The sequence below is a fragment of the Pseudomonas sp. PVC-3-1 genome (genome assembly GCF_057444315.1).
Map to the genome: position 1 here is coordinate 2,933,630 of NZ_CM172023.1, position 26,906 is coordinate 2,960,535.

Annotated in this window: 27 protein-coding genes; 22 read left to right on the forward strand and 5 right to left on the reverse strand. The window is 64.8% G+C overall.

Annotated features, from left to right (window positions below; translation table 11 throughout):
• Positions 1–221 precede the first annotated feature (221 nt).
• The 14 genes from AC2T4A_RS13760 (at position 222) to fliJ (ending at position 15,551) form a co-directional block, all read left to right on the forward strand.
• Positions 222–1,688, forward strand: coding sequence for a flagellin (locus tag AC2T4A_RS13760; protein ID WP_478377463.1), 1,467 nt, complete (start codon positions 222–224; stop codon positions 1,686–1,688).
• A 78-nt stretch (positions 1,689–1,766) separates the two neighbouring features.
• Positions 1,767–2,117 (forward strand): flagellar protein FlaG, encoded by a 351-nt coding sequence (locus AC2T4A_RS13765; protein ID WP_486743519.1) that lies wholly within the window; start codon positions 1,767–1,769, stop codon positions 2,115–2,117.
• Positions 2,118–2,200: 83 nt separating this feature from the next.
• Positions 2,201–3,643, forward strand: a complete 1,443-nt coding sequence (gene fliD, locus AC2T4A_RS13770) for a flagellar filament capping protein FliD (protein WP_486743520.1) — start codon at positions 2,201–2,203, stop codon at positions 3,641–3,643.
• Between the two features lie 120 nt (positions 3,644–3,763).
• On the forward strand, positions 3,764–4,144 hold the full coding sequence (fliS, locus tag AC2T4A_RS13775; protein WP_486743521.1) for a flagellar export chaperone FliS: 381 nt from the start codon (positions 3,764–3,766) through the stop codon (positions 4,142–4,144).
• 14 nt (positions 4,145–4,158) lie between these two features.
• Positions 4,159–4,455: a flagellar protein FliT gene (gene fliT, locus AC2T4A_RS13780; RefSeq protein ID WP_416745140.1), complete on the forward strand. Its 297-nt coding sequence runs from the start codon at positions 4,159–4,161 to the stop codon at positions 4,453–4,455.
• A gap of 269 nt (positions 4,456–4,724) precedes the next feature.
• Entirely contained in the window at positions 4,725–6,200 is a 1,476-nt protein-coding gene (locus AC2T4A_RS13785) for a sigma-54 dependent transcriptional regulator (RefSeq protein WP_416745139.1), read from the forward strand.
• Between the two features lie 122 nt (positions 6,201–6,322).
• Positions 6,323–7,552 carry a sensor histidine kinase gene (locus AC2T4A_RS13790; RefSeq protein WP_486743522.1) on the forward strand — a complete coding sequence of 410 codons (1,230 nt, stop codon included), beginning with the start codon at positions 6,323–6,325 and terminating at the stop codon, positions 7,550–7,552.
• Positions 7,553–7,557: 5 nt separating this feature from the next.
• Complete coding sequence (fleR, locus tag AC2T4A_RS13795) at positions 7,558–8,976, forward strand: sigma-54-dependent response regulator transcription factor FleR (RefSeq protein ID WP_486743523.1); 1,419 nt, start codon at positions 7,558–7,560, stop codon at positions 8,974–8,976.
• A 747-nt stretch (positions 8,977–9,723) separates the two neighbouring features.
• Positions 9,724–10,053, forward strand: a complete 330-nt coding sequence (gene fliE / locus AC2T4A_RS13800) for a flagellar hook-basal body complex protein FliE (RefSeq protein WP_416745136.1) — start codon at positions 9,724–9,726, stop codon at positions 10,051–10,053.
• 19 nt (positions 10,054–10,072) lie between these two features.
• Positions 10,073–11,866: a flagellar basal-body MS-ring/collar protein FliF gene (gene fliF / locus AC2T4A_RS13805; protein WP_486743524.1), complete on the forward strand. Its 1,794-nt coding sequence runs from the start codon at positions 10,073–10,075 to the stop codon at positions 11,864–11,866.
• On the forward strand, positions 11,859–12,875 hold the full coding sequence (gene fliG, locus AC2T4A_RS13810; protein WP_017520274.1) for a flagellar motor switch protein FliG: 1,017 nt from the start codon (positions 11,859–11,861) through the stop codon (positions 12,873–12,875). The genes fliF and fliG overlap by 8 nt, the downstream gene beginning before the upstream one ends.
• A 1-nt stretch (position 12,876) precedes the next feature.
• Entirely contained in the window at positions 12,877–13,674 is a 798-nt protein-coding gene (fliH, locus tag AC2T4A_RS13815) for a flagellar assembly protein FliH (protein ID WP_416745134.1), read from the forward strand.
• Entirely contained in the window at positions 13,664–15,019 is a 1,356-nt protein-coding gene (gene fliI / locus AC2T4A_RS13820) for a flagellar protein export ATPase FliI (RefSeq protein ID WP_416745133.1), read from the forward strand. Before fliH ends, fliI begins: the two co-directional genes overlap by 11 nt.
• Positions 15,020–15,107: 88 nt before the next feature.
• Complete coding sequence (fliJ, locus tag AC2T4A_RS13825) at positions 15,108–15,551, forward strand: flagellar export protein FliJ (RefSeq protein ID WP_486743525.1); 444 nt, start codon at positions 15,108–15,110, stop codon at positions 15,549–15,551.
• Positions 15,552–15,564: 13 nt separating this feature from the next.
• Here fliJ and AC2T4A_RS13830 read toward each other — a convergent pair whose 3' ends face one another.
• Both AC2T4A_RS13830 and AC2T4A_RS13835 read right to left on the reverse strand, forming a co-directional pair.
• Positions 15,565–16,275: a tetratricopeptide repeat protein gene (locus tag AC2T4A_RS13830; RefSeq protein ID WP_486743526.1), complete on the reverse strand. Its 711-nt coding sequence runs from the start codon at positions 16,273–16,275 to the stop codon at positions 15,565–15,567.
• Positions 16,276–16,288: 13 nt separating this feature from the next.
• Positions 16,289–16,957: a hypothetical protein gene (locus AC2T4A_RS13835; RefSeq protein WP_486743527.1), complete on the reverse strand. Its 669-nt coding sequence runs from the start codon at positions 16,955–16,957 to the stop codon at positions 16,289–16,291.
• Positions 16,958–17,085: 128 nt separating this feature from the next.
• Between AC2T4A_RS13835 and AC2T4A_RS13840 the strand changes: the two genes are divergently transcribed.
• Positions 17,086–17,922, forward strand: a complete 837-nt coding sequence (locus tag AC2T4A_RS13840; RefSeq protein WP_486743528.1) for an aminoglycoside phosphotransferase family protein — start codon at positions 17,086–17,088, stop codon at positions 17,920–17,922.
• Positions 17,910–18,563 carry a DUF1345 domain-containing protein gene (locus tag AC2T4A_RS13845; RefSeq protein ID WP_486743529.1) on the forward strand — a complete coding sequence of 218 codons (654 nt, stop codon included), beginning with the start codon at positions 17,910–17,912 and terminating at the stop codon, positions 18,561–18,563. Before AC2T4A_RS13840 ends, AC2T4A_RS13845 begins: the two co-directional genes overlap by 13 nt.
• Here AC2T4A_RS13845 and AC2T4A_RS13850 read toward each other — a convergent pair.
• The 3 genes from AC2T4A_RS13850 to AC2T4A_RS13860 form a co-directional block, all read right to left on the reverse strand.
• Positions 18,560–19,180, reverse strand: a complete 621-nt coding sequence (locus AC2T4A_RS13850) for a LysE family translocator (protein WP_478377468.1) — start codon at positions 19,178–19,180, stop codon at positions 18,560–18,562. The genes AC2T4A_RS13845 and AC2T4A_RS13850 overlap by 4 nt on opposite strands.
• 49 nt (positions 19,181–19,229) lie before the next feature.
• Positions 19,230–20,030, reverse strand: coding sequence for a helix-turn-helix transcriptional regulator (locus tag AC2T4A_RS13855; RefSeq protein WP_486743530.1), 801 nt, complete (start codon positions 20,028–20,030; stop codon positions 19,230–19,232).
• A gap of 261 nt (positions 20,031–20,291) precedes the next feature.
• Positions 20,292–21,008: a TorF family putative porin gene (locus tag AC2T4A_RS13860; RefSeq protein WP_486743531.1), complete on the reverse strand. Its 717-nt coding sequence runs from the start codon at positions 21,006–21,008 to the stop codon at positions 20,292–20,294.
• Positions 21,009–21,258: 250 nt separating this feature from the next.
• Here AC2T4A_RS13860 and AC2T4A_RS13865 point away from each other — a divergent pair, with 250 nt between their 5' ends.
• The 6 genes from AC2T4A_RS13865 (at position 21,259) to fliM (ending at position 26,897) form a co-directional block, all read left to right on the forward strand.
• A complete protein-coding gene (locus tag AC2T4A_RS13865; RefSeq protein WP_416745126.1) occupies positions 21,259–21,564 on the forward strand; it encodes an STAS domain-containing protein in 306 nt (101 codons plus the stop codon).
• Between the two features lie 23 nt (positions 21,565–21,587).
• Entirely contained in the window at positions 21,588–23,285 is a 1,698-nt protein-coding gene (locus tag AC2T4A_RS13870) for an ATP-binding SpoIIE family protein phosphatase (protein ID WP_486743532.1), read from the forward strand.
• 55 nt (positions 23,286–23,340) lie between these two features.
• Complete coding sequence (locus tag AC2T4A_RS13875) at positions 23,341–23,682, forward strand: Hpt domain-containing protein (protein ID WP_416745124.1); 342 nt, start codon at positions 23,341–23,343, stop codon at positions 23,680–23,682.
• A gap of 66 nt (positions 23,683–23,748) precedes the next feature.
• Positions 23,749–25,053, forward strand: a complete 1,305-nt coding sequence (locus AC2T4A_RS13880) for a flagellar hook-length control protein FliK (RefSeq protein WP_486743533.1) — start codon at positions 23,749–23,751, stop codon at positions 25,051–25,053.
• A 341-nt stretch (positions 25,054–25,394) separates the two neighbouring features.
• Positions 25,395–25,916, forward strand: coding sequence for a flagellar basal body-associated protein FliL (gene fliL, locus AC2T4A_RS13885; RefSeq protein WP_486743534.1), 522 nt, complete (start codon positions 25,395–25,397; stop codon positions 25,914–25,916).
• A gap of 9 nt (positions 25,917–25,925) precedes the next feature.
• Positions 25,926–26,897 carry a flagellar motor switch protein FliM gene (fliM, locus tag AC2T4A_RS13890; protein WP_416745121.1) on the forward strand — a complete coding sequence of 324 codons (972 nt, stop codon included), beginning with the start codon at positions 25,926–25,928 and terminating at the stop codon, positions 26,895–26,897.
• Positions 26,898–26,906 lie beyond the last annotated feature (9 nt).

The window sequence follows — 26,906 nt, forward strand, 5'->3', positions numbered from 1 at the left end:
CTCGGTCGACGGGAGACGCTTTTCCCCAGGCACCGGGAAACTACCGGCAAATGCATGCAAGAAGCTGAAAATAAACAGGAAAAAAAACTTCCTGTTTTTTTCCTAAAGCTCTCCGCGACAACGCCGATAAACAGTACGAATGCGAATTCTTGGTGTCCCTGAGCAAGCAGGCCGAGATCTCGCAAGCTCAGGAACTAACAGGACCTCTGAAGGAGACCATCATGGCCCTTACCGTCAATACCAACATTGCTTCCCTGAACACCCAGCGCAACCTGAACGGTTCGTCGAACGCGCTGAGCACCTCGCTGCAGCGTCTGTCCACCGGCAACCGCATCAACAGCGCCAAAGACGACGCTGCCGGCCTGCAGATCTCCAACCGTCTGTCCAACCAGATCAGCGGCCTGGGCGTTGCCACCCGTAACGCCAACGATGGTATCTCCCTGGCGCAGACCGCTGAAGGCGCCCTGCAGCAGTCCACCAACATCCTGTCGCGTATCCGTGACCTCTCCCTGCAGTCCGCCAACGGCTCCAACAGCGACACCGACCGTGCCGCCCTGCAGAAGGAAGTATCCGCCCAGCAGGCCGAACTGACCCGTATCTCCGATACCACCACCTTCGGTGGCCGTAAGCTGCTCGATGGCTCCTTCGGTACCTCCAGCTTCCAGGTCGGTTCCAACGCCTACGAAACCATCGACATCAGCCTGCAGAACGCCTCCGCCAGCGCCATCGGTTCCTACCAGATCGGTAGCCAGGGTGCGGGTACTGTCGCTACCGTCGCCGGCACCGCCACTGCCAGTGGTGCCGCATCGGGTACCGTCAACGTGGTCGGCGGCGGCCAGACCAAGGCTGTATCGATTGCCGCTGGCGACAGCGCTAAGGCCATCGCCGACAAGATGGATGGTTCGATCCCGAACCTGACCGCCCGTGCCCGTACCGTGTTCACCGCGGACGTCGCCGGTGTCACCGGCGGTTCGATGGACTTCACCGTCAAGGTGGGCAGCAACACCGTCAACCTGGCTGGCGTTACCTCCACCCAGGACCTGGCTGATCAACTGAACTCCAACGCCTCCAAGCTGGGCATCACCGCCAGCATGAACGACAAGGGCGTGCTGACCATCACCTCCGCCACGGGTGAGAACGTCACCTTCGGCGCCGAGACTGGCTCCGCCACCGCCGGCACCGTGAAGGTCGCGGTACAGGGCGCTGACGGCAAGTTCGAGTCCACTGCCAAGAGCGTCGTCGACGCCGGCACCGCTGCCACCACCACTATCGTCACCGGCTATGTGCAGCTGAACTCTCCGACCGCCTACTCCATCAGCGGCACCGGCACCGACGCTTCGCAGATCTTCGGCAACGCCACCGCTGCGCAGAAGAGCACTGTCGCCAACATCGACATCTCCACTGCCGATGGCGCGCAGAATGCGATCGCTGTGATCGACAGCGCCCTGGCCGCGATCGACGCCCAGCGTGCCGACCTCGGTGCGGTGCAGAACCGCTTCGACAACACCATCTCCAACCTGACCAACATCTCCGAGAACGTCGACGCTGCCCGTAGCCGCATCAAGGACACCGACTTCGCCTCGGAAACCGCCACCCTGTCGAAGAACCAGGTTCTGCAACAGGCCGGCACCGCGATCCTGGCTCAGGCCAACCAGCTGCCGCAGTCTGTACTCAGCCTGCTCCGCTAACGGTTGGCGGGTCTTCGATCCGACCGCAGGAGGAAGGGGCAACCCTTCCTCCTTTTTGCCTTTTCGAAGGAGTGAACGATGGACGTTGGAAACATAGCCGGACTTCCGGCGTTCAAGGGGACGAATCGCACCGACGCCGCGGTTCCCGCCACCAGCACCACTGCGCCGCAGGATGGTGAGGCGCGCCCGGAGGGGCAGCAGGATTCGCGCGCACGCCTGGACGAGGCCGTGTCGGACATCCAGAAGCATGTGCAGAGCGTGCGTCGCAACCTGAACTTCAGCATCGACGACACGACCGGCGATGTGGTGGTGAAGGTCATCGACGGCGATTCCGGCAAGGTGGTGCGGCAAATTCCTTCCGAGGAAGTGCTGAAACTTGCCGCTCGACTCGACGATATACGCAGCCTGATGTTCGAAGCCCAGGCGTGACGGGCTGTTCACAGAGCTGGTACGGCAATTGCTCTAATCTGGTGATTGGATAGCGCTGAACAGATTTTTGACGGAGGTGGAAGATGGCTGGTATCACGGGACTGGGTTCGGGCCTCAATATCGACAATATCGTCACCGCACTGGTGAATGCCGAGAAGACTCCCAAGCAGAACCAGATCGATGCCCTCGAGAAGAAGACCACCACGCAGATCACCGCGATCGGTGGGCTCAAGGGTGCCATCAGCACCTTCCAGACCGCCCTGGGGAAACTCAACACCCTGACGCAGTTCCAGGCACGCAGTTTCACCTCGTCCAACACCGATGTGCTCAAGGGCAGCGCGACCGAGAAGGCTGCCGCGGGCACCTACCAGATCCAGGTCGAGCAACTGGCCGCCAGCAGCAAGGTCGCCCTGGGCGCTGTTCCGGCAAATTCGACGTCGACCTTCAACAGCGGCACTCTGAAAATCTCCGTGGGTGACGTCAATCTAGATGACATCACCATCGACAGCAGCAACAACAGCCTGGCCGGCGTTCGGGATGCGATCAACAAGGCCGGCAAGGACCAGGGCGTCACCGCGACCATCGTCAACGATGCGCAGGGTTCGCGCCTGGTGGTGTCCAGCAACAAGACCGGTGAAGGCAAGGACATCAAGATTCAGGCCGTCGACAGCGGCGCGGGTGGTACCCAGGCTCTGAGCAAGCTGGCCTTCGACCCAGCCAGCGCGCCCGATCTGTCCAAGCTGACCGACGCGCAGAAGGCCAACGGCGACGGCGGTTTCATCACCCATGCGCAGAGCGCCCTGCTGACGGTTGACGGCCTGGAGATCAAGAGCGACTCCAACAGCGTGTCCACCGCCATCGAAGGCGTGACCATCGACCTGAAGACCAAGACCGAAGCCGACAAGCCCGTGACGCTGACGGTCGACCTGGACCGGACGACCGTCACGAACAACATCAAGTCCTTCGTCGACGCCTACAACACCCTGGTCAGCTTCGTGAACACCCAGACCAAGGTGACCAAGGTCGGCGAGGACAAGACGCCAGTGACCGGTGCGCTGGTGGGAGACGCCACTGCGCGTTCGCTGCTCAGCACCGTACGCAACGAACTGGTCGCCACCCAGAGCGATAGCGACAGTAAAATGCGCGTCCTGGCCGACCTGGGCATTACCACCAAGGCCGACGGCACCCTGGAAATCAACAACGACAAGTTGGACAAGGCAGTCGCCAACAACTTCCAGGACGTCGCTAATCTGTTCACCGGCGACAAGGGCCTGGCCACCCGCCTGGACTCCAAGCTCAAGGCGTACACCGATACCAACGGCATCCTCGACCAGCGCAACAGCATCCTGCAGAAGACCCTGAACAGCGTCGACGATCAGCAGGCTGCCCTGGACCGCCGCATCACCTCACTGCAGGAACGTCTGTACAAGCAGTACAACACCATGGACTCCCTGGTCAGCCAGCTCACCCAGACCACCACCAGCCTGACCAGCCAGCTCGCCAGCCTGCCGTTCGCCAAGAGCTGATCCCATCCACCGGAGCCGCTGACCGGCGGCCCCGGTGAAAAAATCGGAAACTAGCCTTCAAGCTCCCGCTTCACTGGCCGATACCTTGGTCAGTAAGAGAATTTGCAGCAGGAGCCTGCCATGTACGCCATGAAAGCCATGAAGCAATACCAGCAAGTAGGCCTGGAAGCGCGAGTCGCCGAGGCCTCGCCGCATGGCCTGATCCAACTGCTCATGCAGGGCGGTCTGGAGCGTCTGGCCCAGGCCCGTGGCGCCATCGAGCGCGGCCACTTGGCCGAGCGCGGCGAGCTGATCAGTAAGGCCATCGGCATCGTTGGTGGCTTGCGCGAGGCGCTGAATCAGGAAGCGGGCGGCGAGCTGGCCTTGAACCTCGACCGCCTCTACGCTTACATGACCGAGCGCCTGCTGGAGGCGAACCGCAATGGCGACGCCGCGATCCTCGAAGAGGTCTCGGGTCTGCTGCGTGAAGTAAAATCGGGCTGGGACGCCATTGCCGCCTGAAGGAAGGAACACTCATGAGCCAGGCCATGCTTCAACTCAACGAGACCCGCGCCGCCCTGAGCGAGGCGATGCATAACCAGGACTGGGAAGCCATCGGCAACCTGGATCAGGAATGCCGCGCGCAGGTCGAGGTGGCCATGCAGGACGCCGAGCGCGACGAGCAGGCACTGCGCGACACCATGGAACAACTGCTCGCGCTGTATGCTGAGCTGGTCCAGGTCTGCACCGCCCAGCGCAGCGCCATTGGCGAGGAGCTGACCGCCGTGCATCGCTCCAGCCAAGGCGCCAAGGTTTACCAGATGTTCGGCTGATCCGTCCGGATCAGCTCTCGTTCGGCGGTGATCGGTCAGGTGCCGGTGGCCGCCTTCTGCGCTTCGAACTACCCTCCAGTTCGATTGCCATGACGAGGATCAACACCCTTCGTCGGGCTGCATCAAAAAAAACACGCCATAAATTTGACTCGAGCCACAATTTTGACTTAACTAGTGGCCAAATGCTGGCTAGCACGAGGAATTTGTGCTGTGGCCGGATCGTGTCAGCCGCCGTAGTACGGCCTTCAAGCCCGGGATGACAAGCTAAGATGTGGCGCGAAACCAAGATTCTCGTGATCGATGACAACCAGGACCGTTGCCGGGACCTCTCGGTGATCATCAGCTTCCTGGGTGAAGACCAACTGTCCTGCAGCAGCCGTGACTGGCGCCAGGTGGTCGACCCGCTGCCCAACGGCAGCCGCGACGTGCTCTGTGTGCTGGTCGGCGCGGTGGAGAGCAAGGGCGGTGCACTGGAGCTGCTCAAGCAGCTTGCGGCCTGGGACGAATACCTGCCCGTGTTGCTGATGGGCGAACCGGTACCCAACGAATGGCCCGAGGAGTTGCGCCGCCGCGTGCTGGCCAGCCTTGAGATGCCGCCCAGCTACAACAAGCTGCTCGACTCCCTGCACCGCGCCCAGGTCTACCGCGAGATGTACGACCAGGCCCGCGAGCGTGGTCGCCAGCGCGAACCCAACCTGTTCCGCAGCCTGGTGGGCACCAGCCGTGCCATCCAGCAGGTGCGGCAGATGATGCAGCAGGTCGCCGACACCGACGCCAGCGTGCTGATCCTCGGCGAGTCCGGCACCGGCAAGGAAGTGGTCGCCCGCAACCTGCACTATCACTCCAAGCGCCGCGACGCGCCCTTCGTGCCGGTCAACTGCGGCGCGATCCCGGCGGAGCTGCTGGAAAGCGAACTGTTCGGCCACGAGAAGGGCGCCTTCACCGGCGCCATCACCACTCGGGCTGGGCGCTTCGAGCTGGCCAACGGCGGCACCCTGTTCCTTGACGAGATCGGCGACATGCCGCTGCCAATGCAGGTCAAGCTGCTGCGTGTGCTGCAGGAGCGCACCTTCGAGCGTGTGGGCAGCAACAAGACGCAGAACGTCGACGTGCGCATCATCGCCGCGACCCACAAGAACCTCGAGAAGATGATCGAGGACGGCAGCTTCCGCGAAGACCTGTACTACCGCCTCAACGTCTTCCCCATCGAGATGGCCCCGTTGCGCGAGCGCGTGGAGGACATCCCGCTGCTGATGAACGAACTCATCTCGCGCATGGAGCACGAGAAGCGCGGCTCGATCCGCTTCAACTCCGCTGCCATCATGTCGCTCTGCCGTCACGACTGGCCGGGCAACGTGCGCGAACTGGCCAACCTCGTCGAGCGCCTGGCGATCATGCATCCCTACGGCGTGATCGGCGTGGGCGAGCTGCCGAAGAAATTCCGTCACGTCGACGACGAAGACGAGCAACTGGCGACCAGCCTACGCGAGGAGCTGGAAGAGCGCGCGGCGATCACCGCCGGTCTGCCGGGCCTCGACTCGCCAGCCATGCTGCCGGCTGAGGGCATCGACCTGAAGGATTACCTGGCCAACCTGGAACAGGGCCTGATCCAACAGGCGCTGGACGACGCCAGCGGCGTGGTCGCCCGCGCTGCCGAACGTCTGCGCATCCGCCGCACCACCCTGGTGGAAAAAATGCGCAAGTACGGCATGAGCCGTCGCGAAGAGGAAATGGCGGAGGATTGACGCCTTCGCCTGACTCGTTTTTTCAAGTCATTGAAATATAACGAGTAAATTTTAGGCACGGGGTTTGCTAAGACTCATCCGACCGACAGATTCACGCCGTCGGACGGATGAGGAAAACCCGCATGATGCCTGCCACCAATCGCCAGACTGAACTCGTTTCCCAGTTGCCCGCAGAGCCCCTGCAGGTGCCGGCGGAGCAGCAGAGTCGTGCCCATCTGGAGCAGACCTTCGCGCTGTTCAGCCAGATGTCCAGCCAGCTCAACCAGTCCTACAGCCTGCTGGAAGCCCGCGTTACCGAGCTCAAGGGTGAACTCGCCCTGGTCAGTGCGCAGCGCATGCAGGAGCTGGCGGAGAAGGAGCGGCAGGCCAACCGTCTGCAGAGCCTGCTCGATGTGCTGCCTGGCGGCGTCATCATGATCGACGGCCAGGGCGTGGTGCGCGATGCCAACCCAGTGGCGGTGGCCCTGTTGGGCAAGCCGCTGGTGGGCATGCTCTGGCGCGAAGTCATCTCCCGCAGCTTCGATCCCCGCGCCGACGACGGTCACGAAGTTTCCCTGCGCGACGGACGCCGCGTGTCCATCGCCATCCGCCCGCTGAACGGCGAGCCCGGCCAGCTCATCCTGCTCAACGACCTGACGGAAACCCGTCGCCTGCAGGACCAGCTCGCTCGCCACGAACGCCTGTCCGCCCTGGGCCGCATGGTCGCCTCCCTGGCTCATCAGATCCGTACCCCGTTGTCCGCGGCCATGCTTTACGCCGGCCACCTGAGCGAGGGCGAGCTGCCGGTCGAGCAGCAGCAGCGTTTCGCCGGACGCATCAAGGAGCGCCTGCACGAGTTGGAAAGCCAGGTGCGCGACATGCTGGTGTTCGCCCGTGGCGAGCTGCCGCTGCCGGATCGCCTCGCGCCCAACCAGCTGTTTGCCAGCGTGCGTGCCGCCGCCGAGTCCCATGTCGCTGGCCTCAACCTGCGCTGGCAGTGCGATGCCCGCGTCGGAGAATTGCTGTGCAACCGCGACACCCTGGTGGGCACCGTGCTCAACCTGGTGGAAAACGCCATTCAGGCCGCCGGCCGCGACGTGCGCCTGAAAGTGCACCTGTACCAGCGTGGCAACAGCCTGCGCCTGTCTGTGAGCGACAACGGTCCTGGCATGAGTGCCGAGACCCTGGCGCGACTGGGCGAACCCTTCTTCACCACCAAGACCACCGGTACCGGCCTCGGCCTCGCTGTGGTGAAGGCCGTCGCCAAGGCGCATCAGGGCGAGCTGCGCCTGCGTTCGCGCCCCGGTGTAGGCACCAGCGCCACCTTGATCCTGCCGCTGATCCTGGCTCAACCCGTCGTCCACGAGGAGTGATTTCCATGGCCGCCAAAGTCCTGCTGGTCGAAGACGACCGCGCCCTTCGTGAAGCCCTCTCCGACACCCTGTCGCTCGGCGGGCACGACTTCGTTGCCGTCGATTGCGCCGAGGCCGCGCTGCCGGCGCTGGAGAAGGACGCCTTCAGCCTGGTGATCAGCGACGTCAACATGCCGGGCATGGACGGACACCAACTGCTCGGTCTGATTCGCAAGCGCTACCCGCAATTGCCGGTGCTGCTGATGACCGCCTATGGTGCCGTCGATCGTGCCGTGGACGCGATGCGCCAGGGCGCCGCCGATTATCTGGTCAAGCCTTTCGAGCCGCGCGCGCTGCTGGAACTGGTGGCGCGTCATGCGCTGGGGGCTGTATCTGCCAGCGCCGGCGAAGGCCCTGTGGCCCTGGAGCCGGCCAGCCAGCAGCTGCTGGAGCTGGCCGCCCGTGTGGCGCGCAGCGACTCCACCGTGCTGATCTCCGGCGAGTCCGGTACCGGCAAGGAAGTCCTGGCGCAGTACATTCACCAGCAGTCGCCCCGTGTTGGCAAACCCTTCGTCGCGATCAACTGCGCGGCCATCCCGGACAACATGCTCGAGGCCACCCTGTTCGGCCACGAAAAGGGTGCCTTCACCGGCGCCATCGCCGCGCAGCCGGGCAAATTCGAACTGGCCGACGGCGGCACCATTCTGCTCGATGAAATCTCCGAAATGCCGCTGGCCCTGCAGGCCAAGCTGCTGCGCGTGCTGCAGGAGCGGGAAGTGGAGCGCGTCGGTGCGCGCAAGCCGATCAGCCTCGATATCCGCGTACTCGCCACCACCAACCGCGACCTGCTGGGAGAAGTGGGCGCCGGGCGTTTTCGCGAGGACCTCTACTATCGCCTGTCGGTCTTCCCGCTGGCCTGGCGTCCGCTGCGCGAGCGCCCAGCCGATATCCTGCCGCTGGCCGAACGCCTGCTGGCCAAGTACGCGCGCAAGATGAACCATGCGCCGGTAACCCTGGCCGACGACGCCCGCGCCGCTTTGCTGGCGCATCCCTGGCCGGGCAACGTGCGCGAACTGGACAACGCCATCCAGCGTTCGCTCATCCTGCAGCAGGGTGGTCGGGTCCAGGCGGCTGACCTTTGCCTGACTTCCCCCATTGGCCTGGCGCCGCGCCCGATGCTGGCGGCCGTGCCGAGCTCGTCTCCCGGCGCTCCGGCTCCCACGAGCGTCGAGATTCCGTCACCGGCCTCGGCGGAAGCGGGGCAATTGGGCGAAGACCTCAAACGCCGCGAGTTCCAGATGATCATCGACACCCTGCGCAGCGAGCGCGGCCGCCGCAAGGAAGCCGCCGAGCGCCTGGGCATCAGCCCGCGCACCCTGCGCTACAAGCTCGCGCAGATGCGCGACGCCGGCATGGATGTGGAGGCTTATCTCTACGCCAGCTGATCGGTGACAGAACAACCCCTCTTGGCCCGCATTCGTGCGGGCCTTTTCTTGGCGGCGTCCTCAGGTCAGTTGTAGGAGCGAGCTTGCTCGCGAACCGGTCTCGCAGCGGGGCCGTTCGCGAGCAAGCTCGCTCCTACAGTAAAAATGTTCGGATTCGGCAAGCCAAACATCTCGAAGATGCGCGATGCAGGGCGCCAGTTGACCGACGATCCGACAACCCTCTTGGCCTGGATTCATGCGAGCTTTTCTCGCTGGTGTGGGTGCAAAAGTGGAAATGCTTTTGTAGGAGCGAGCTTGCTCGCGAACCGGTCTTGCGGTGGGGCCGTTCGCGAGCAAGCTCGCTCCTACAGTAATAACGTTCGGATTCGGCAAGCCAAACATCTCGAAGATGCGCGATGCAGGGCGCCAGTTGACCGACGATCCGACAACCCTCTTGGCCTGGATTCATGCGAGCTTTTCTCGCTGGTGTGGATGCAAAAGTGGAAATGCTTTTGTAGGAGCGAGCTTGCTCGCGAGCCGGTCTTGCGGCGGGGCCGTTCGAGAGCAAGCTCGCTCCTACAGAAAAAGCATTCTTCCGCCGTCGGATTCGTCAGGGGATGGGGCTATCGCTTTTTTCTCTGAAAGGTGCATTCCAGAGCTGTCTTCCGTATTTTTCCTACACCCTGAAAACCTGGCACCCAAGTTGCAATCACCTCTGCAAAGCGCCGCGCAGTGTCAAAAAACCGCGGCCAGTCGGAGGGGTAAGTGATGAGTCAGGGTATCGAGTTCAATCGTCTGCTGCTGGAAATGCGCTCCATGCAAATGGAGGCCATGGCCAAGGCGAAGACGCAGGCTGCTCCGGTAGAACCGGGTGCGCCGAGCTTCTCGCAGATGCTCGGCCAGGCCGTGGACAAGGTGAACGGTACCCAGCAGGCCGCCTCCGACATGGCGACCGCTTTCGAGATGGGGCAGGGCGGTGTCGATCTCACCGACGTGATGATCGCGTCCCAGAAGGCCAGTGTTTCTTTCCAGGCGATGACCCAGGTACGCAACAAGCTCGTGCAGGCGTACCAGGACATCATGCAGATGCCGGTTTGAGCGTCGAGGATCGTAGGTAATGTCCCAAGCCTCCGTTGTTGACAGTCAGGTCCCGGCCAAGGTCGGTGCTGACGCGCCGAAAAAGCCGCTGCTCGGCCTGACTTTCCTCGAGAACCTCGCGGACATGCCGGTGCTGCGCCAGGTCGGCCTGCTGGTCGGTCTCGCTGCGAGCATCGCCATCGGTTTCGGCATGGTCCTGTGGTCCCAGCAGCCGGACTACAAACCACTCTACGGCAGCCTCAACGGCGTCGACGCCAACAAGGTCGTCGAGGCGTTGTCCGCCGCCGACATCGGCTACAAGATCGAGCCCAACTCCGGCGCGCTGCTGGTGAAGGCCGACGACCTGGGCCGTGCGCGCATGAAAGTTGCCGGTGCCGGTCTCGCCCCGACCGACAGCAACGTCGGCTTCGAGATTCTCGACAAGGAACAGGCGCTGGGCACCAGCCAGTTCATGGAAGCGACCAATTACCGTCGCGGCCTGGAAGGCGAACTGGCGCGCACCGTCTCCAGCCTGAACAACGTCAAGGGCGCCCGCGTGCACCTGGCGATCCCCAAGAGCTCGGTGTTCGTCCGCGACGACCGCAAGCCCAGCGCCTCGGTGCTGGTCGAGCTGTATCCGGGGCGCACCCTGGAGCCGAGCCAGGTGCTGGCCATCGTCAACCTGGTCGCCACCAGTGTGCCGGAACTGGATAAATCCCAGGTCACCGTGGTCGACCAGAAAGGCAACCTGCTCTCCGACCAGCAGGAGCTCTCCGAGCTGACCATGGCCGGCAAGCAGTTCGACTTCACCCGTCGCATGGAAACCAACTTCACTCAGCGCGTGCACAGCATCCTTGCGCCGGTACTGGGCAATGGCCGCTACAAGGCCGAGGTGTCCGCCGACGTCGACTTCAGCGCGGTGGAATCCACTTCCGAGTCGTTCAACCCGGACCAGCCAGCCCTGCGCAGCGAGCAGGTGAACAATGAGGAGCGCCAGAACAGCAACGGTCCGCAGGGCGTGCCGGGTGCGCTGTCGAATCAGCCGCCGGGCCCGGCCAGCGCGCCGCAGTCCACCGCTCAGAACGCCAGCGCGGATTTCGTCGCTCCGGGTCAGCCGCTGAAGGACGCCAACGGTCAGACGATCATCGATCCGAAGACCGGCAAGCCGGAACTGGCGCCGTACCCGACCGACAAGCGTCAGCAGAACACCCGCAACTACGAGCTGGATCGCTCGGTGAGCTACACCAAGCAGCAGCAGGGTCGCCTGCGCCGGCTTTCCGTCGCGGTGGTGCTGGATGACCGTGTGGTCGCCGACCCGAAGACCGGCGAAGTCAGCCACCAGCCCTGGACTGCCGACGAGCTGGGTCGCTTCACCCGCCTGGTACAGGACGCGGTAGGCTATGACGCCAGCCGTGGCGACAGCGTCAGCGTAATCAACGCGCCCTTCGCCCCGGAACTGGGTGATGAAATTGCATCGCCGCCGTTCTACTCGCAGCCCTGGTTCTGGGACGTGGTCAAGCAGGTGCTGGGCATCGTCTTCATCCTGGTGCTGGTGCTGGGTGTACTGCGCCCGGTGCTGAACAACCTGTCGGGCAACAAGAGCAAGGCCCTGGTGGGCGGTGGCGCTGCAGGCGAAGGCGGCCTGGGCGAGTTGGGCGGTCTGGAGGGCGAGCTGTCCGAAGACCGCGTGAGCCTCGGTGGCCCGGCCAGCATCCTGCTGCCCAGCCCGTCCGAGGGGTACGATGCACAATTGAATGCGATCAAGAGTCTGGTCGCCCAGGACCCGGGGCGCGTTGCCCAGGTAGTGAAGGACTGGATCAATTCCGATGAGTGAAGCCCGCATGAGCGCCAAACTGAACAAGGTCGACAAGGCCGCCATCCTCCTGCTCTCCCTGGGTGAGACCGATGCCGCGCAGGTGCTGCGCCACATGGGCCCGAAGGAAGTGCAGAAGGTCGGCGTGGCCATGGCGCAGATGCGCAATGTGCACCGCGAGCAGGTCGAGCAGGTGATGGGCGAGTTCGTCGAGATCGTCGGCGACCAGACCAGCCTGGGCGTGGGCGCTGACAGCTACATTCGCAAGATGCTCACCCAGGCCCTGGGCGAGGACAAGGCGAACAACCTCATCGACCGCATCCTGCTGGGCGGCAACACCAGCGGCCTGGACAGCCTGAAGTGGATGGAGCCGCGCGCCGTGGCCGACGTGATCCGCTACGAGCACCCGCAGATCCAGGCCATCGTGGTGGCCTACCTCGACCCGGACCAGGCCGGCGAAGTGCTCAGCCACTTCGACCACAAGGTGCGCCTGGACATCATCCTGCGCGTGTCCTCGCTGAACACCGTGCAGCCGTCCGCGCTCAAGGAACTGAACCTGATTCTGGAGAAACAGTTCGCCGGCAACGCCAACTCCACTCGCACCACCATGGGCGGCGTGAAGCGCGCGGCGGACATCATGAACTACCTCGACAGCTCGGTCGAAGGCGCGCTGATGGACGCCATCCGCGAAGTCGACGAGGACCTGTCGGGCCAGATCGAAGATCTGATGTTCGTCTTCGACAACCTCGCCGATGTCGACGACCGCGGCATCCAGGCGCTGCTGCGCGAAGTGTCCTCGGACGTGCTGGTGCTGGCCCTCAAGGGCTCGGACGAGGCGATCCGCGAGAAGATCTTCCGCAACATGTCCAAGCGTGCTGCCGAACTGCTGCGCGACGACCTCGAGGCCAAGGGCCCGGTGCGCGTCAGCGAAGTGGAAGGCGCACAGAAGGAAATCCTCACCATCGCCCGCCGTATGGCCGAGTCCGGCGAAATCGTGCTGGGTGGCAAGGGCGGCGAGGAGATGATCTGACGTGGTACCGCCGGCGAAGGATGAAGACAAACTCAGCGAGCTGATCCGCGCGCGCGACGTGGCGGGCTTCGACCGCTGGTCGCTGCCCAGCTTCGACCCGGCACGGCCGGCTCCCGAGCCGGAGCCGGAACCCGAGCCGGAGGTTGCGGAGCAGCCGCAGATCGAGGAGGTGCCGGAGGAAGAGGTCAAGCCGCTGACGCTCGACGAACTCGAGGCGATCCGTCAGGAGGCCTACAACGAAGGGTTCTCCACCGGCGAGAAGGACGGCTTCCACGCCGGCCAGTTGAAGGCGCGCCAGGAAGCCGACGCGGCGCTGCAGCCCCGTCTGCAGAACCTGGAAACCCTGATGTCGCACCTGCTCGACCCTATCGCCGAGCAGGACCAGATGCTCGAACAGGGCATGCTCAACCTGGTGACCCACGTGGTGCGCCAGGTGGTACAGCGCGAGCTGGCCACCGACTCCAGCCAGATCCGCCTGGTGCTGCGCGAAGCGCTCAAGCTGCTGCCCATGGGCGCCAGCAACATCCGCATCCAGGTCAACCCGCAGGACTTCGAACTGGTGAAGGCGCTGCGCGACCGTCACGAGGAAAGCTGGAAGATCATCGAGGACGACGGCCTGCTGCCCGGCGGCTGCCGCATCGAAACCGAACATTCGCGCATCGACGCCACTGTCGAGACGCGCCTGGCCCAGGCTGTGAAGCAGCTTTTCGAGCAGCAGCGCGACCAGGCGACCCATGCCCTGGAGCCCGATCTGCACGTGAACCTCGAAGCCGACCAGGGCGGCTCCGATGCGTCTTGATCGCGTCAGCTTCGCCCGCCGTCTACAGGGCTACAGCGACGCTGTCAGCCTGCCGACCCAGCCGGTGGTGGAAGGCCGCCTGCTGCGCATGGTCGGTCTGACACTGGAGGCCGAGGGCCTGCAGGCCGCCGTTGGCAGCCGCTGCCAGGTGATCAACGACGGCGGCTATCACCCGGTGCAGGTGGAAGCCGAAGTCATGGGCTTCGCCGGCAGCAAGATCTACCTGATGCCGGTGGGCAGCCTCGTCGGCATCGCCCCCGGCGCCCGCGTGGTGCCGCTGCCGGATTCCGGCCGCCTGCCCATGGGCATGTCCATGCTCGGCCGCGTGCTCGATGGCGTCGGCCGCGCGCTGGACGGCAAGGGTGGCATGCGCGCCGAGGACTGGGTGCCGATGGATGGCCCGATCATCAACCCGCTGGCGCGCGACCCGATCCATGAACCGATGGACGTTGGTATCCGTTCGATCAACTCGTTGCTCACCGTCGGCCGCGGCCAGCGCCTGGGCCTGTTCGCCGGTACCGGCGTCGGTAAGTCCGTGTTGCTGGGCATGATGACCAAGTTCACCAAGGCCGACATCATCGTGGTCGGGCTGATCGGCGAACGGGGCCGCGAGGTGAAGGAATTCATCGAGCACATTCTCGGCGAGGAAGGCCTGAAGCGTTCCGTGGTCGTTGCTTCGCCGGCGGATGACGCACCGCTGATGCGCCTGCGCGCCGCGCAGTACTGCACGCGGATCGCCGAATACTTCCGTGACAAGGGCAAGAACGTCCTGTTGCTGATGGATTCCCTGACCCGTTACGCCCAGGCCCAGCGCGAGATCGCCCTGGCCATCGGCGAGCCGCCGGCGACCAAGGGTTATCCGCCGTCGGTGTTTGCCAAGCTGCCGCGCCTCGTTGAGCGCGCCGGCAACGGCGAGAAGGGCGGCGGCTCGATCACTGCGTTCTACACCGTGCTCAGCGAAGGCGACGACCAGCAGGACCCGATCGCCGACGCCGCGCGGGGTGTGCTCGACGGCCACTTCGTGCTGTCGCGCCGGCTGGCTGAGGAAGGCCATTACCCGGCCATCGACATCGAAGCCTCCATCAGCCGGGTGATGCCCCAGGTCACCACGCCTGAACACCTGCGCGATGCCCAGCGCTTCAAGCAACTGTGGTCACGCTACCAGCAGAGCCGCGACCTGATCAGCGTCGGCGCCTATGTAGCTGGCGGCGATCCGGAAACCGACCTGGCCATCCAGCGCTTCCCGATCATGCGCCAGTACCTGCGCCAGGCCCTGGACGAAAGCCAGAACCTCGAAGACAGCCGCCTGCTGCTGGACGCGGTCGTCAGCGGCAAGGCCGGGTGATGGACTTCATCCTGCGCGCCGAGTGCTTTGCCCCCTCTCCCTTTAGGGCGAGGGCTGGGGAGAGGGCCGCACGGCAGAGGACTATGTCGTGAATCGTCGCGCCGAACGCCTTGCCCCGGTGGTGGACATGGCGCTCAAGGCCGAGCGCGAAGCCGCGCGCCAGCTCGGTCAGATGCAGGGCCAGTTGCAGCAGGCACAGCGCAAGCTCGCCGAGCTCGAACGCTACCGCTTCGACTACCAGCAGCAGTGGATCACCAACGGCCAGCAGGGCGTCAGTGGCCAGTGGCTGATCAACTATCAGCGCTTCCTGTCCCAGCTCGAAGGCGCCGTCGAGCAGCAGAACCGCTCGGTGGCCTTCCACGAGAACAACGTGGGCAAGGCGCGGGTCATCTGGCAGGAGAAGTACGCGCGTCTGGAAGGTCTGCGCAAGCTGGTGGAGCGCTATCGCGAGGAGGCGCGCCTGGCCGCCGACAAGTACGAGCAGAAGCAGCTGGACGAGTTCGCCCAGCGCCTCAGACCCTCGCCTGATTGACAGCCGGTCCGGCTCAGATAGCGATCTGGTACTCGGCCAGCTTCGCGCGGTGCTGGGCCTCCAGGTACTCCTTGTTCACCCGTCTGGCGAATTGCTGGAAGTCTGCGCGCGCATCATCGGGCTGCTCCAGCGCTTCATAGGCGCGGCCGCGCTCCCAGTAGGCCCAGGCGTAGTCCTTCTGCATCCTCAGGCCGGCGCTCAGGGCCTCGGCGGACTCGCGGTAGCGTCCCAGGTCGTACAGCGCCTGCCCAAGATGATAGTAAGTCGGCATATGGAAGCCGGAGCCCTTGCCGCCTTCGCCGAGCCCGTTGTCGATATTGCCCTGGACCAGTTGCAGGGCCTTCTCGTGTTCGCCGTTCAGGCGGTAGTAGCGGCTGAGCGTCAGGGTGTCGCGCGGGTTGGTGGTGGGTGCCACGCGAATGGCGTTCTCCATGGCGGTGATGGCCTTGGGGTAGTCGCGCATTTTCTCGCCGGCAGCGTCCGCCTGGAGCGAGTACATCAGCGATTGGAACTTGGGCGCGAGCTGATTCTGTGCCATGCACTGGTCGGCCTGGTCGAAGAGCTGGCGCCCGAGCGACAGGGTATGGACGTTTTCGTTCTTCAGGTAGAGGTCCAGAGTTTCGTAGCACAGCGCCAGTTTCGGATCGACAGGCTTCTGCGTGGCGCACCCGGTGAGCGCGAGCACCAGGGCAAGAATGGAAAGAGCCAGGTTCGAGGATTTCATCGGGACGTCCTTGTCAGTCGAGCAGGTGGGCATTGAGGTCGGGGCGGTAGACCTGCAGCAGCGGCGGTGTGACGGTGCCCTGCAACGAGCAGAAGACTTTCACCTTGCCGTTGAACGGCGGTTCCGCTGCGCCGGGCTCGATCAGCAACACGCGCTCAACCTGGCCGAATGGGGTCGGCATGCCCGCGCCGGGCAGCGAATCGGTACGCCATTCGCGGATGGGATCACCCACCTTGCGCAATTCCGCTCGCGCCCAGCTGTCCCGCTGCCGGCTCAGCCGCGCGGAGTCGGCGATCAGCGGGCGCAGTTTCTCCTGCACCGAATCCGCTGTGCCCTCGGCAACGAATCCCCAGTAGAAGAAGTCCCCCAGTTTGCTCAGGGACGCAGCGTCGTCGTAATAGCCCACCAGCTTTACGCCGTTCACTTCCAACGGTTGCTGGAACGATTGGAAGCGTCCGCCTTCGAGCAGGCGGTTGGCGACCTTCGGCGAGGCTACGCCGTTGTGGCTGTCCAGGGACAGGTAAGGGGCCAGTGCGCTGGCGTCGGCGGGCAGGGCGCGGAAGAAGGTGTCGTCGCACTGGGCGAAGCGCTGGAAGATCTGCTCGGGTGTATCGGCCAGGGCAGGTGCGCTGATAAGGGCGAGGCTTATCAGCCAGGCGCGCGGAAACAGGGGGGTTGGCATCGGTCGGTCCTTGACTGAGGGGGCTGAAGCGCCAAGAGCCTACTGGATGACAGGGAGGAGCGCCAAGTGAACGATTGTCGCGATGGGCCGTGCTAGGCTGTTTCCGTGCCTTTGCGGAACCCCTGTCCATGCCTCGCCCGTCCCAGTTGCCCATGGAGTTCGACCGATACCTGCGCTTATGGGGGCTTGCCCGCGATGGCGAGCCGATCATCACACACAGCAGCCATTTGCTGCCGGTGCGCTGGCTGGGCCGCGCGGCGATGATCAAGGTCGCGCTCGACGTGGACGAGCAGGGCGGCGGTCAAGTCATGCGCTGGTGGGGCGGCGAGGGCGCTGCGCAGGTTTTCGCCCACGCCGGCGACGCGATCCTGATGGAGCGCGCTGAAGGTCCGCGGTCGCTGATGCGCATGGCATTGCACGGTGAGGATGATGAGGCCAGCCGCATCGTCTGTGACGTGGTGCAGCGCCTGCATCTGCCGCGCGACGGGCAACCGCCGGAGCTGCTCGGCCTGCGCCAGTGGTTCCGTGATCTCGCTCCCGCTGCCACACGGTACGCTGGCCTGTTCCCGCGCTGCCTGGAAACTGCCGAAGCGCTGCTGGCCAGCGAGCACGACCGCGCGGTGCTGCACGGCGACGTGCACCACGACAACATCCTCGACTTCGGCCATCGCGGCTGGCTGGCCATCGACCCCAAGCGACTCCACGGCGAGCGTCTGTTCGACTACGCCAACCTGCTGTGCAACCCGGACCTGCCAACCTCGCGCGAGCGCACACGCTTCCTGCGCCAGCTGGACGTGATCGTCGAGCACGCGCGCGTCGATCGGCGCCGGCTGCTGGAGTGGGTGCTGGCGTTCGCTGGGCTGTCCGCCGCCTGGTTCCTCGACGACGGCATGCTCGCCGACAGCGACTTGAGCGTGGCCCACCTGGCCGCTGCCGAATTGGACCGCACGGCATGCTGCGCCTGAACCGTGCCTTCCTGCAGGCCCATCCGCGGCTGATCAGCGCCGCCGTGGTCGGCGTGCTGGTGGCGCTTGCCTGCTACAAATTCTCGCCCATGACCCGGGTGCTGCTGGGCTGGAACTGCCTGGCCTGGCTCTACGTGCTGCTGATCGGCTGGCTGGCCCTGCGCGCCGACCCGGCGGAGGTGCGACGCATCGCCGGCATCGAGGACGAGAACGCCGAGGCGGTGCTGGTGCTGATCAGCATCGCGGCGCTGGCCAGCCTCGGCGCCATCGTGGTCGAACTGGCCAGCGCCGGGCATGCCGACGACAGCGAAAAGCTCGCCCGCTACGCCTTCACCGCCAGCACCGTGCTTGGCTCCTGGTTCCTCATCGGCACCATGTTCGCCATGCACTATGCGCGGATGTTCTACGCGGCAACTGAAGGCGACCCGGTGCTGCGTTTCCCCGAAGGCGAGCAGAGCCCGGACTTCTGGGACTTCTTCTACTTCTCCTTCACGCTCAGCGTGGCGGTGCAGACCTCCGACGTGGAAATCGCCTCGCGGGCGATGCGCAAGGTGGTGCTGGCGCATTCGGTGATCGGCTTCCTGTTCAATACCGCGATCCTGGGGTTGGCGATCAACATGGGCGCGGGGCTGGTTGGCTAGGCAGACGGCAGCGTCTCGGCGGCCAGGCGCAGCGCGAGCACCACGAAGGCCAGCGAGAAGCCCCAGCGAATTCCTTTCATCACGACGGGGCGGCCGATCACATGGTCGCGCACCCAGGCGGCCAGCAGTCCGTAGCCGATGAACACGACGAAGGTCATCAGCGCGAACGCCAGGCCCAACATCAGGAACAGCCCCCGGACGTCCTCGCTGCCGGTCGGGACGAACTGCGGCAGAAAGGCCAGGAAGAACAACCCGAGCTTGGGATTGAGCAGGTTCAGCCAGAGCCCGGTGCCCACCAGTTGCGGGGTACTGCGCGGGCTGCTGGCCGAATCCAGCGCCAGGGCGCCGCTGCCGCGAAACACCTGCCAGGCGATGAACAGCAGATAGGTGGTGCCCAGTACCCGGATGATCTGGAAGCTGGTCGCGCTGGCCTGCAGGATCACTGACAGGCCGAACGTGGCGAGCAGCAGTTGCGGCAGCATGCCCAGCGTGCAGCCCAGTGCCGCAAGGGTTGCCGCGCGGGCGCCAAGACCGAGACCAACGGCCAGGGTATAGAGCACGCCGGTGCCGGGCAGCAAGATGACGACGAACGCCGTCAGCAGGAATTCTGAGTTCATTCCCGTGGGTTTCCTGTGTGGAAGAGGCGAGGCCCTGAGGCCTGGGTTTTCAGGGAGCTGGCGGTTGCCTGAGCGATGAGCGCCATTGCCCCGGCGTCAGCCCGAACTGGCGAGCGAAGGCGCGGGTCATATGCGACTGGTCGGCGAAGCCGGCGAGCAGGGCGGCGTCGGCCAGCGTGCGGCCCTCGCCGATGGCCTTGTGGGCCTGTCGCACACGGTACTGCAGGAGGTAGGCGTGGGGTGTGGTGCCCAGTTCGCGGCGGAAGCGACGTAGCGCCGCGTAGGGTGTCAGCCCGGCGATACCGGCCAGCTCCGCCAGCGCGGGAGCGTTGCGCGGGTCGTCGTGAATCCGTTCGAGCATGCGCGCCACGCCGCGGCTGGGCGGGGCCGCCACGCTGGTGTCGGTGCGCTCGTCGAGCAGCTCGCCGAACAGGTCGAGCACGCCTTCGCCGGCGTCATCTGCGCAAGCGCCCGGCAGCTGTTGCAGCAAGCGGGCAATGCGCTGGGCGAGTTGCGGGTCGGCGAGGGCGGGGAGGGTGAACTCGCGACGGGCCATTTCCCCGCCAGCCAGTTCTGCCAGTAGTGTCGGTTCGACGTAGAGCATCCACCAGCGTCGTGGTGCACCGCCCAGGGGAATGCCGTCGTGCAGTTCATTGGGGCTCACGGTGATGATGTCGCGCGGTCCGGCCTCGACCTGGCCGCGGCCGCTCCAGGAGCGGTGCCCGCCCTCGAGCATCACGCCGATGCCGTACTCGTCGTGGGCATGGCGCGGAAAGCTGCGCTGCGTGAGTATCTCGACGATGCGCAGGCCGGGCAGGGCGGCAGAGGTGCAGTTCACTCGGTGCAGCATTGGAGGGGCCTGCGTAAACGGTGAGTTGACTGGCAGAGTAGACCCTGCGCCCACGGCCATCTTGAATGAAATTGACTATTTCAGGACTGCCGGGCGTTGCCCATCATGCATCGGGCAGGAACATGGCTCTGGCGCCGTTGTGTAGGAGCGAACTTGCTCGCGAACATGCGCAGCTCCGCCGTCGAGAGGCTCGCGAGCAAGCTCGCTCCTACAGGTTGGACTCTGTTGCGCCGGGCCGGGGCGTGCGCACAAAGCCTGACATCAGAAGAACGGTCGTGAGGCCTTGAACATGAACGCCGAATCGCAATAGGCGTTGTGCCCGGAATAGGCGCTGCAGTCGCCGCCGGTGAGGCTGCTGCCGCTGTAGGAGAAGTTCAGGTCGATGCCGTTCCAGGGGCGACTGAAGTTCAGCGACCAGTCGCCGAACTCGCTGACGTTGCCGCCGCTGCTCAGGCTTACAGGGGAGGCGAGGCTGTAGGTGGAGTATTTGAAGGTCACGTCGAAGCCAAGGTCCTGCTGCACGCCCAGGTCGGTGAACAGCGTGGCTGTGCTGCGCCCGGCCTGGGCGCTGTAGGCTGCGCCGAGACGGCTGCCGAATACCGAGAGGCCGCCGTACAGCGCCTGACTGTCGTAATCGGGCTGTTCCGGACGGCTGTAGCGCAGGGTGCCTACTTCATAGCCCAGCTTGCCGTCGGCCAACGGGTGCTTGAAGCCGGCGTAGCTGTCGATCTCCAGGGGCTTTTCCTGCTCCAGGTTCGAGGTCCAGCTGCCGACGTACCAGCCGCTGTCGTGGGTGATGTCGAGGCCGCCCTGGGCGCTGTTGGCCTGCCCCGGCTGCACCAGCCCCTGTGCCATGCTGCGTGTCGGCGAGTTGGCGAACTTGAGCTCGAAATCGCCCACCTCGCGCTGCATCACCTGGGCACCTGCGTACGGAGCCGCGCACAACACGCAGGCCGCGATGAGAATGGACTTGTACATGCTGCCCCCTTCTTGCCGGGTGCGACCCTTCCAAGGCCTCTTCCGAGCCTTCGCCCTACGTCGCACACGTAAAAGGGTAAAGGCATTCGCCGTGGCTGTGTCGACCGGTGGTCCATTAATCGACCTGGGCGGTGTCCGTTCGACCGGTCTGGCGAGGCGGTTTCCCATCGCTCGCCGAGGTTGCCGCTGTCACCGCTAACTGCTACATCTTCAAGCTCGTGCGCGACCATTGATCGATAAGGAGAATCCCATGGCCATCACTTCCGTTCCCTCCGCTGACGGGCAGGAGCTCACCATCGTGGTCCAGGGACGCTTCGATTTCGGCGCACACCAGGAATTCCGCAACGCCTACGAGCGCGTCGAGACCACGCCCAAGCGCTACGTGGTGGACCTGAAGGGCGCCACCTACCTCGACAGTTCGGCCCTGGGCATGCTCCTGCTGCTGCGTGACCACGCCGGCGGCGAGAACGCGCAGATCAGCCTGGCGCACTGTAATCCGGACGTGCGCAAGGTGCTGGCGATCTCCAACTTCGAGCAGTTGTTCAAGATCAGCTGACGCGCCGCACAGTGGCAACGGCCATGTCTGAACTGCTCACCGTCCTGATCGCCGACGACAACGCGGCCGATCGCCTGTTGCTCTCGACCATCGTCAGCCGCCAGGGTCATCGCGTACTCACCGCCGCCAACGGCCTGGAGGCGCTCGCGCTGTTCGCCCAGGAGCGCCCGCAGCTGGTGCTGATGGATGCGCTGATGCCGGTGATGGACGGCTTCGAGGCGGCGCGGCGGATTCGCCGGCAGGCCGGCGAGGAACTGGTGCCGATCATCTTCCTCACGTCGCTGAGCGAGCCCGAGGCGCTGGTGCAGAGCCTGGAGGCGGGCGGCGATGACTTCCTCTCCAAGCCCTACAATCGCGTCATCCTCGAAGCCAAGATCCGCGCCATGGGGCGGCTGCATCACCTGCAGCGGATGGTGCTGGAACAGCGCGACCTGATCTCACGGCACAATGAGCACCTGCTCAACGAGCAGCGGGTGGCCAAGGCGGTGTTCGACAAGGTGGCGCACTCGGGCTGCCTCAACGCGGCGAACATCCGCTACTTGCAATCGCCCTTCGCGCTGTTCAACGGCGACCTGCTGCTGGCGGCGTTCAAGCCTTCGGGCGGCATGCACGTGCTGCTCGGTGACTTCACCGGCCACGGCTTGCCGGCGGCCATCGGCGCCATGCCGCTGGCCGAGGTGTTCTATGGCATGACCGCCAAGGGCTACCCGATGGCGGACATCCTTCGCGAGATGAACGCCAAGCTCAAACGCATTCTTCCGGTAGGCGTGTTCTGCTGCGCCGCGGTGCTCAATCTGAGTTTTCAGCGCGGCCTGGTGGAGGTGTGGAACGGGGGCCTGCCCAACGGCTACCTGCACCGCCACGACAGCGGCGAACTGCAGCCGCTGGTGTCGCGGCACCTGCCGCTGGGCATTCTCGATCCCTCGGCCTTCAGCGACCATTTCGAGGTCTACGCGATGGAGGAGGGCGACCGGGTGTTCCTCTTCTCCGATGGCGTGCTGGAGGCGCGCAATGCCGCGGGCGAAGCCTTCGGTGAAGAGCGCCTGCAGCAGGTGTTCAGCGAGGGCCACGCGCCGTCGCGCCTGTTCGACGGCATCCAGGCGGCGGTGGCGCGGTTTCGCGGCGAGGCCCAGGACGACGTCAGCATGCTGGAGATCGCGCTGGTCCCGGAGGATTCGCTGCAGCGCCCGCCGCTGGCGTTCTCCGATAACGGCCTGAGCAGCCCGCTGGACTGGTCCGCCAGCTTCGAATTCCGCGCGCCGACCTTGCGCAACTTCAATCCGCTGCCCTTCCTGTTGCAGCTGCTGATGGAAGTGCAGGACCTGCGCCCGCGCGGCGGTGCGCTCTATACCGTGCTCGCCGAGTTGTACTCCAACGCACTGGAGCACGGCGTGATGGGCCTGGACTCCTCGCTCAAGTGCGACGCCGCCGGCTTCGCCCGTTATTACCAGGAGCGCAGCAAGCGCCTGGTCAACCTGCGCGACGGCTTCGTGCGCTTCCACCTCGACCTCGCGCCCCACGGTGATGGCGGGCGGCTGCTGGTGCGGGTGGAAGACAGCGGCGACGGTTTCGACGTGGGCGCGGTGCTGGCTTCCCAGCAGGCCGCCGGCAGTCTCTGCGGGCGCGGTTTGACGCTGGTTCGGCAGTTGTCTGACCGCTGCCAGTGGTCGGCCGATGGCAAGGCGGTGTCCGTGGAGTTCTTCTGGCCGGCTCAGGCATAATCGGGGCCTTCTTGTCTCCCTGCAGGGTGGCGAGCCGTCCTTCAGGGAGTGCCCCATGTCCGAGCCGCATCTCGATGGCGCCGTGCTGAGCAATTTGCTGTCGATCATGGAAGACGAATACCCGCTCCTGGTGGAAACCTTCCTCAGCGACTCCGAGGAGCGCCTGCGCAGCATCAGCGAAGCCTTCGCCGCCAGTGATGCGCCGGCCCTGCGACACGCTGCGCACAGCTTCAAGGGCAGCTGCGGCAACATGGGCGCCTCGGTGCTGAGCAGCCTGTGCAAGCGCCTAGAAGAGGCCGCGCGGCACAACGACATGGCTGGCGCGCAGAGCTTGATTGGCAAGGTCGAACACGAATTCACCATCGTTCGCACCCTGCTGCTGCCTGGTCGCCCCTGACCTTTTTCGAGTTGGCCCGCGCCTTGCTATCTCCGTGTTGGATATTCACATCAACGGAGAACTCCGATGGCTGTCGCCCCGGATATTTTATTGACGTCGACGCCTGACACCCGGCCCAAGGCGGCGCTCTCCAGGTCTGCCCAGAATTCGTCGAACAGCAACAGCGACAAGGGTTCCAGCTTCGCCGACGTGTATGCCAAGGAGCAGCGTCCGGCGGCCAGCGAGCGGGCCGATAAACCGGCCAAGGCGAAGACCGACAAGCCTCGGGACGCTGCCGACAAGGACACCGCGAGCAAGGATTCCTCCGCGCCGGCTGCCGCCGACCAGCCAAAGGTTGCCGAGGACGGCAAGGCCTTGCCGGCTGATGCTGCCGGTAAGGCGGACGAGAAGGTGGCGGAGGCCGAGAGCGACCCCGACGCGACCCTCGACCCGCTGCTGATGCTGGGCATGACTGGCCAGCTTCCGGAGCCCGAGGCGCCGCCGCTGGTGGTCAGCACCGGCACCAGCCAGCTCACCGATGCCAGCAGCGATGGCGATCTGCAGAAGCTCAACGAGATTCCGGGGGTGAACCTGACGCTCGCCGTAGGTGCTGACGACCAGGCGCAGTCGGTGCAGCAGCCCCAGCTCACTGGCCAGCCTGGCGCCAAGGCGGGAGACAAGTCACTGGATGCCGGCGGCAAGCATGATCTGAGTGCCGCACTCTCTGCGCTGACTGCGGATTCGACGGCCAAGGGCGCCGAAGGCAAGCTGGCGGAGGGCGCGCGGAAGGATGGCGTCGACCTGACCCAGCAACTGGCGGACGTGCAGACTGACGCCAAGCCGGAGATGCCGCGCAACGAGGCCTTCGCTGCGCGTCTGGAGTCGCTGACACAGGCGCTGAACACGCCGCAGGCCATGACCAGCCGGCCGGTGAATCCGCTGGTGCCTGGCCAGGCGGTGTCGGTGCAGCAGAATGGCTGGACCGATCAGGTGGTGGACCGGGTGATGTGGATGTCCTCGCAGAACCTCAAGTCCGCCGAGATCCAGATGGACCCGGCCAACCTTGGCCGCCTGGAAGTGCGTATCCACATGACCGGGGACCAGACCCAGGTGAATTTCGTCAGCGCCAACGCCAACGTCCGCGAAGCGCTGGACAGCCAGCAGCACCGCCTGCGCGAGATGTTCAACCAGCAGGGCATGCAGCTGGACGTGAACGTCTCCGACCAGTCTGCCCGTGGCTGGCAGCAACAGCAGCAGGGCGACGGCCGGGGCAGCTCGCGGAGCGTGGCGGGGTCCGGCAGCGGTGACGACGAGCCGATGATCAGTGGTGTGTCCGAGATCCGCCCGCAGACGGCGGCGCAGGACAGGGGATTGGTGGATTACTACGCGTGATCGGGAGTTGAGGGGCTTGAAAGAACCCTCTCCCCAGCCCTCTCCCCTCAGGGAGAGGGTATAAGCCCGAGCGCCACGTTCTGCCCCAGTTCGCGAGCAAGCTCGCTCCTACAATCTGGGGCGGACGCCAAGCCGGCTTTTCGTAGGAGCGAGCTTGCTCGCGAACCGCCTCAACACCAATCCCAGCTATCGCCAAGGAAAATTCTTACACCTCCCCGTGACATCCTCCGTCTAGCCTGTAATATCCGCGGCGTCGCCAGCAGGCTCTTCCAAACTGGCACAGCCCTTGCTGCTACCCCTGGTATCAGCGCTTTGCGCCGCAAATGTGACGGATTATTGGCATGGCCAAGAAAGAACAGACGCCTTCTCTCCCCGATGGCCAGGCGCCCGGCAAGGGCAAGCTGAAGCTCATCATCATCATCGTGCTGGCCTTTCTGCTGGCGGTGGGCGCGTCGGTGGGCGGTACCTGGTTCTTCCTGCACAAGAGCGCCAAGCCCGCGGAAGCCGAAGCCAAGTCCACGGAACACGCCGAGCCGACCAAGAAGCAGGCGATCTACGAGATTCTCGCGCCGTCCTTCGTGGTCAACTTCAATCAGAACGGCCGCCAGCGCTATCTTCAGGTCGCCGTCGCGCTGATGGGCCGCGACCAGGCGCAGATGGACGCGCTGCGCGAGCAGATGCCGCTGGTGCGCAATCAACTGGTGATGCTGTTCTCCAGTCAGAATTTCGACACGCTGGTAACGCCGGTGGGCAAGGAAATGCTGCGTCAGCAGGCGACTTCCAGTCTTCAGGAACTGGCGAAGAAGGCGACCGGTCAGTTGACCGTGGAGCAAGTGCTTTTCACCAATTTCGTATTGCAGTAGGTACCCGCCATGGCCATGCAGGATCTACTTTCCCAGGACGAGATCGACGCGCTGTTGCACGGCGTCGACGACGGCCTGGTGGAAACCGAGTCCGACGTCGAGCCGGGGGCGATCAAGTCCTACGACCTGACCAGTCAGGACCGTATCGTCCGGGGCCGCATGCCGACCCTGGAGATGATCAACGAGCGTTTCGCCCGTTATACCCGCATCAGCATGTTCAACCTGCTGCGCCGCTCGGCGGATGTCGCCGTGGGCGGCGTGCAGGTGATGAAGTTCGGCGAATACGTGCATTCGCTGTACGTGCCCACCAGCCTCAACCTGGTGAAGATGAAGCCGCTGCGCGGCACCGCACTGTTCATCCTCGACGCCAAGCTGGTGTTCAAGCTGGTGGACAACTTCTTCGGCGGTGACGGTCGTCACGCCAAGATCGAGGGCCGCGAGTTCACCCCCACCGAGCTGCGCGTGGTGCGCATGGTCATCGAACAGGCCTTCGTCGACCTCGCCGAGGCCTGGCACGCGGTAATGCCGATCACCTTCGAGTACGTGAACTCCGAAGTGAACCCGGCGATGGCCAACATCGTCAGCCCCAGCGAAGTGGTGGTGGTCTCCACCTTCCACATCGAACTGGACGGCGGCGGCGGCGACCTGCACATCACCCTGCCGTACGCGATGATCGAGCCCATCCGCGAGATGCTCGACGCCGGTTTCCAGTCCGACGTGGACGACCAGGACGAGCGCTGGATCAACGCCCTGCGCGAGGACATCCTCGATGTCAACGTGCCGGTAGGCGCCACCGTCGTGCGTCGCCAGCTCAAGCTGCGGGACATCCTGCACATGCAGCCGGGCGACGTGATCCCGGTGGAGCTGCCCGAGCACATGATCATGCGCGCCAACGGCGTGCCTTCCTTCAAGGTCAAGCTGGGTTCGCACAAGGGCAACCTGGCCTTGCAGATTCTCGATCCGCTCGTGCGCCCGCGCTGAGCGAATCCC